Annotated in this window: 3 protein-coding genes and 1 pseudogene; all 4 read right to left on the minus strand. The window is 68.1% G+C overall.

Annotation, left to right across the window (positions count from 1 at the left end):
• A pseudogene (locus JHC79_RS19525) lies at positions 1-207 on the minus strand (hypothetical protein); the annotation flags it as partial.
• A 55-nt stretch (positions 208-262) separates the two neighbouring features.
• Positions 263-1,387, minus strand: a complete 1,125-nt coding sequence (locus JHC79_RS19530) for an epoxide hydrolase family protein (protein ID WP_296393951.1) — start codon at positions 1,385-1,387, stop codon at positions 263-265.
• Positions 1,388-1,443: 56 nt separating this feature from the next.
• Positions 1,444-3,993 (minus strand): FtsX-like permease family protein, encoded by a 2,550-nt coding sequence (locus JHC79_RS19535; protein WP_296393934.1) that lies wholly within the window; start codon positions 3,991-3,993, stop codon positions 1,444-1,446.
• Positions 3,993-4,766, minus strand: a complete 774-nt coding sequence (locus JHC79_RS19540) for an ABC transporter ATP-binding protein (protein WP_296393954.1) — start codon at positions 4,764-4,766, stop codon at positions 3,993-3,995. The genes JHC79_RS19535 and JHC79_RS19540 overlap by 1 nt, the downstream gene beginning before the upstream one ends.
• Positions 4,767-4,941: the final 175 nt, after the last annotated feature.

Consider the following 4,941-nt stretch of genomic DNA (forward strand, 5'->3'; position numbering starts at 1 on the left):
GTACTGGGTCGGGGGGTACTGGTCCGGGTCGAACGCCCGCGTCGGCGGGTGCTGCGGGTCGGGATGGCCGGGGTCGGGCTGATATGGGTACCCGGGCCCCTGCGGGCCGTCGACCGAGGTCCACTGATCGTCGCGCGGCGCCGACGCCCATCGGGGGTCGTCGGGCTGCTGCCCCGGCGATGGTTCGCCGTGCGGTCGATCGGTCATCTCATCGGTCCTCTCCGTGGTACCCGCCACCCAGTCTGCACGGCGGGGGGCGGTCCTACGTCTGCGGCGCAGCCAGGCACTGCGCGGCCCACGCCCGGACCTCGCCGACGAACAGCTCCGGCTGCTCCAGAGCGGCGAAGTGGCCACCACGTTCCAGCTCGTTCCAGTAGGCCAGCGTCGGGTACCGCCTGCGGGCCCAGCGCTCCGAGGTCAGGTTCAGCTCGCGGGGGAACTGCGAGATACCCACCGGCACGGTCACGACCGGCTGGGTGGGTGCCTGGGTCGCCTCCCAGTACAGCCGCGCCGAGGAGGCACCCGAAGCGGTCAGCCAGTACATGGTCACGTCGTCGAGGATCTGGTCGCGCGTCAGAACGGTCGAGAGGTCTCCGTCGTGATCGGTCCAGTCCCAGAACTTCTCCACGATCCAGGCCGCCTGCCCGACCGGCGAGTCCACCAGCGCATAGCCGACGGTCTGCGGACGGGTCGACTGCTGCTTGAAGTACCCGGTCCGGTACCGGCTGTGCTCCTTCGACGCCGCGATGATCTGCTGCTCCCGCTCCGTCGGGGTGGTGTCGGGATCCGGCGGGGCCATCGGCATGTTCAGATGGATGGCCAGCAGATGATCTGCGTCGCGCTCACCCATCCGGGCGGTCACGAGCGCACCCCAGTCGCCGCCCTGCGCGGCATACCGCTCGTATCCCAGGCGGGCCATCAACGTCGCCCAGGCGTCGGCGATCCGCTCGATGTTCCAGCCCTGGCGGGCCGGTTTGTCACTGAACCCGAAACCCGGCAGCGACGGGATCACGAGGTGGAATGCCGGTTCCGAGCCCGCGGGCTCGGTCAGCGGTTCGATGACGTCGAGGAACTCGCACACCGAACCCGGCCACCCGTGGGTCAGCAGCAACGGGGTCGCGTCCGGGCGCGACGACCGCACGTGGATGAAATGGATGCCCAGGCCATCGATGTCGGTGCGGAACTGCGGCAGAGCGTTCAGCCTCGCCTCGACGCGCCGCCAGTCGTATCCGTCGGCCCAGTAGGCGACCAGATCACGCAGATAGGCCTCGGGCAGACCCTGGCTGTGGTCGTCCACCGTCTCCGGCTCGGCCCAGCGGGTGCGGGCCAGCCGATCGGCGAGGTCATCGAGGTCGGCCTGGCCGATCTCGATCCGGAACGGTTCCACGGTGTCGTCTGTGCTCACGTCCTCCAGTGTGCCCCCGCGCTCATCGGGCGCGGGGCTCAGACGTCGGAGATGGCCTCGAGCGGGTTGGTGCGTGCCGCACGGACCGCAGGCCACAGCGCGGCGAGCACGCCCACGACCGCGGCGCCGACGAGCGTGATGCCGATCAGCTCATACGGCAGGACCGCCGTGGTGATGCCGAGATCTTTGAACGTCCGGACCACGGCGATGCCCACACCGCTGCCCAGGATCACCCCGAGGACGGCGCCGAAGATCGCGATGAGCACCGACTCCACGTAGATGGTCCGCCGGATCTGGGCGCGCGCCATTCCGATCGCCCGCAGCATCCCGATCTCGCGCTTTCGCTCGATGACCGACAGCGCCAACGTGTTCACGATGCCGAGCACCGCGATCACCAGCGCGAGACCGAGCATGCCGTAGAGCACCGCGAGCATCTGGTTGATCTGCGACGACGCCTGTCCGGCGAACTCGGCCCGGTCCTCGACCTGGACGGTGAGGAAGTCCTTCGTGGACTGGGTCAGCCTGTCGCGCACCGCGTTCACCGACGCTCCGTCGGCGGTCTTGATCAGGATGAGCCGGTCGCTCTGGAATCCGGCGGGCACCAACTTCTCGTAGGCCCCCTCCCCCATCTGGAACGGGTCGAGGATCTGCGAGTCGCGGAACACCCCGGAGACGGTGACGTCGGCGGTCGTGCCGTCGAAACTGACGAACCTGATCACCTGGCCGCGCTTCCAGCCCTTGGCCTTGCTGGTCTTCTCCGAGACGATCATCCCGTCGCTGGGGATGGACTTCGATGCGCCGTCGAGCATCTCGTACGGGGTGACCGCGCTGAGGTCTCCCGTCGGTGCGACACCGCTGACGGTCTCGTCGCCGACCTTCGCGGAGACGATCCGGAAGGAGACCGTCGAGGCGACGCCCTCGGTGTTCTTCGCTGCGGTGACCACGGAGGTCGGCAGGGACCCCTGGTCCGAGGTCGCGAGAACGAGGTCGGCGGACAGGTCCTTGTCGATGGTGTCGTTGATCGAACCCTTGAGGCTCGACCCGAAGGTGCCGACCACGGCCACCAGCATCAGGCCGAGGGTGAGCGCGAACGCGGTCGCCGCGGTGCGCCTCGGGTTGCGAACGGCGTTGGTACGGGCCAACTGTCCGATCTTGCCGAACGGACGGCCGATGACACGACCGAGCGCGCCGACGAACGGCCGCGACATCGCAGGCGCGGCGAACACCACGGCGAAGATGAGAACGAGAGCACCACCACCGACGGTGGCCGCGAACTTCGCTCCCTGACCCGACGTCCCGACCAAGACCAGCGCGATACCGATGACCCCGAGCAGCGCGCCGATCGACGTGCGCATCCGCAGCGAACTGGCTCCGTCGGTGGCACTCTCACGCATGGCCTCGACCGGCGAGACCTGCGCGGCGCGGCGCGCCGGCGCGTATGCGCTGACCATCGTGACCACGATGCCGACGGCCATGCACGAGATGACCGCGGTCGGGGTGATCTGCAGCGACGCGGTCGGCAGCCCCGAGGTGGACGAGGTGATCGCCTTGAGGATCGCGGCCAACCCGATACCGATACCGAGACCGATCGCGCCACCGAACAGGCCGACGACGAACGCCTCCAACAGAACCGACCGCGTGATCTGGCGCCGGCTCGCGCCGATCGCCCGTAGCAACGCGAGCTCGCGCACACGTTGGGCGATGATCATCGAGAACGTGTTGTAGATGATGAACGTGCCGACGATGAGGCCGATCGCGGCGAAGGCCAACAGGATGTAGTTGAAGACGTCGAGGAACTGGTTGACGTTGTCCTTCTCCTGTTGTCGGACCTGCGCGCCGGTCTGCGTCTTGTAGTCGTCGCCCAGCGCCGAGGCGATCCGGTCGGACAGCTGCTGTGCGGAAACACCGGGCACCGCGGACATCTCGACGTAGGCCGCGCGGGATCCGTCGGACAGCTCCTGCTTGGCCACCGACTCCTGCAGCTGCACGTTCACGTAGCCGCTGGTGTCACCGGGAAGGTCGACCAGGCCGACGACCTTCACCGTCTGCGGAGTGCTGCCACCCCGTGCGACAACGAGTTTCGTCGATGCCCCGACCGTGAGACCGGCCTTGTCGGCGGCCGACTTGTTCAGGACGATCTCGCCGGCCCCCACGGGCGCGCGGCCACCCGGGTAGAGCTTGCTCTCCGTCGGTGACAGCACCTCGTCCTGCGGCAGGAACGCCGTGCCGATGCTCGGTGCGCCACCGGTCTGCAACGCGGTCCCGTCCGCCTTGGCGATGGTGACCGGGGCGCTGTAGCGCGGCACGATGCGGTTGATACCCAATTCCGCCTTGCGGCTGTTCAATTGGGCGATGACGGACTCGTCGATGCCGGTCGATTGGCTGTCCTTCGGGCTGAGCCGGGTGTCGACCCCGACCGCGACCTTGTCGAAGATGCCGTCGAAGGCGCTGGAGATGGTGGCGGTGAAGATGATCGAGCCGGCGACGAACGACGTGCCGAGGACCACCGAGAGCACCGTGAGGACGAGACGGACCTTGTGCGCGGCGAGGTTTCGCAGGGACACCCGCCGCATGGCCGGAGCCGCCATCAGGAATCCAGGTTCTTCATGTAGGCGTACACGTCGTCGGCCGACGGCGACTGCAGTTCCTCCACGATGCGACCGTCGGCGAGGAACACGACGCGATCCGCCCAGCTCGCCGCCCGCGGATCGTGGGTGACGATGACGACGGTCTGACCGAACTCGTCGACCGCGGCACGCAGGATGCTCATGACCTCACCGGAGGATCGCGAGTCGAGGTTGCCGGTCGGCTCGTCGCCGAAGATGATCTGCGGCTTGCCCACCAGCGCACGGGCACACGCCACGCGCTGCTGCTGTCCGCCGGACAGTTCACTGGGGCGGTGACCGAGACGCTCCGTCAGGCCGAGTCGGCCGATGACCGTGTCGAACCACTCCTGGTCGAGCTCGCGGCCGGCGATGTCGAGCGGCAGGGTGATGTTCTCCCGCGCGGTCAGCGTCGGCACCAGGTTGTAGGACTGGAACACGAAGCCGATCCGGTCACGACGCAGCCGTGTCATGTCCTTGTCGTTCAGCGTGGTGAGATCCGTGTCACCGATCGTCACCGTCCCGCCGGTGGCGTCGTCGAGACCGGCGAGGCAGTGCATGAGGGTCGATTTGCCGGAGCCGGACGGTCCCATGATCGCGGTGAACTCGCCCGCGGCGAACGACAGCGACACTCCTTTGAGAGCCTCCACCGTGGTGTCGCCGGATCCGTAGACCTTGGTCACATCCGTTGCGCGCGCGGCGATCTGCGCCGTCGCGGCGTGTGCGCTCGGTGTCCGACCATCCTGGGGGACGCTCATTGATGCCTTCTCCTCGAACCGTGTGGGGGTCACGCCGTCAATCCTGGTTCGCCAGGATAGCCGTGACCATCGGGGCATCCCCTGATCTTTCCCGCGGTACACCCCGGGTGGCATCGGTCGAGAGGATGAACCCGCCCCACCCGTCGAGTGGGCGGTTGCGGACGTCGAGTGGGCG

The organism is Williamsia sp. (assembly GCF_016462415.1).
Classification (GTDB): Bacteria; Actinomycetota; Actinomycetes; order Mycobacteriales; family Mycobacteriaceae; genus Williamsia_A.